The organism is Paenibacillus woosongensis, from assembly GCF_009725165.1.
Classification (GTDB): Bacteria; Bacillota; Bacilli; order Paenibacillales; family Paenibacillaceae; genus Fontibacillus; species Fontibacillus woosongensis.
Map to the genome: position 1 here is coordinate 1 of NZ_WNZW01000033.1, position 1,284 is coordinate 1,284.

Annotated in this window: 2 protein-coding genes; both read left to right on the forward strand. The window is 43.9% G+C overall.

The features are described from left to right. The first annotated feature begins 66 nt into the window (after positions 1-66). The gene (locus tag GNP95_RS25475; protein ID WP_155613611.1) at positions 67-384 is read left to right on the forward strand and encodes an LA_3659 family protein; all 318 of its coding nucleotides are present in this window, start codon (positions 67-69) and stop codon (positions 382-384) included. After that, the gene (locus GNP95_RS25480) at positions 270-1,259 is read left to right on the forward strand and encodes an IS3 family transposase (protein WP_330163627.1); all 990 of its coding nucleotides are present in this window, start codon (positions 270-272) and stop codon (positions 1,257-1,259) included. The genes GNP95_RS25475 and GNP95_RS25480 overlap by 115 nt, the downstream gene beginning before the upstream one ends. Positions 1,260-1,284: the final 25 nt, after the last annotated feature.

A 1,284-nucleotide genomic window follows, 5' to 3' on the forward strand; every position in this document is an offset into this window, starting at 1 on the left:
GCTAGAATAAAAAGTGGACACCAGTTAACGGACTGGAGATAATGAGACCAACGGAGGTGTGTCCACATGGGCGATCAAAGACAACGGTATAACGAAGAGTTCAAAAAACAAACGGTACGGTTCATCCAGGAACAAACGAAAACGGTGGCGGATTTAGCGGAAGAACTGAATATTCCCCGAAGCACCCTACATCAATGGATGAGCCAATACCGAGAATTAAAACACGAGCCAGCAGCGAGCGCAGATCGCGTACGGGAACTAGAAGCCCAATTACAAAAAATGAGTCAACAACTGCAGGAAAAAGACCAAAAAATCTCCGATGTAGAAGAAGAACTCGCTATCGTAAAAAAAGCAGTGCACATCTTCAGCAAACCAAAGAACTAAGATTCCAGTTTATTGAGGAACATCGCTCCGAGTTCGCTTTGGAGAAGATGTGCGCTGTACTTCAGGTGTCTCGGAGCGGTTATTACAAATGGAGAGCCAAGAAACCCAGTTCACAAAAACTCAGAAAAGATACCCTCATGGAGCGGATTAGGTATCATTTCAATGATCACAATAAACGTTATGGCAGTCCCAAAATCACACGTCTCTTGCACCAGGAAGGGCACGCCGTTACAGAGCGAACCGTAAGTGTTTATATGCAAGAAATGCAGCTCCGCTCCATCGTATCCAAGAAGTATCAAGTGCATACGACAGATTCCAACCATAGCCATCCAATCGAGCCAAATCATCTGAACCAACAGTTTAAAGTCATTAAGCCCAATACCGTATGGGTAACTGACATCACGTATATTCCCTGTCGAGAAGGTCGTTTATATCTTGCAAGTGTAATGGATCTTTGTACTCGAGAAATTGTAGGATGGCGTTTGGCTGATCATATGGAAACAAGTTTAGCTCTAGGTGCTTTGCAGGCTGCTTACGAAGCGAAACGTCCCGGTAAAGGACTGCTGCATCACTCTGACCGTGGAACCCAGTACACCTCCAACGAATACCGAGAGCAATTAAAAGCATACCAAATGAAGCCCAGTATGAGCCGAAAAGGCAATTGCTACGACAATGCTTGCATCGAGTCTTGGCACAGTATTTTGAAGAAAGAACTCATCTATTGTAATGCTCGTTTTAAGACCAAGGAACAGGCCTACCATGTGTTATTTCAATATATTGAATTTTATTACAACCGCAAGCGAATGCATGGTGCACTTGGCTATCTTTCACCTGTTCGTTTTGCTGAACAATTTAACAGAAAATCTGTCGCATGAGTGTCCACTTTCTTGACAGAGGTCC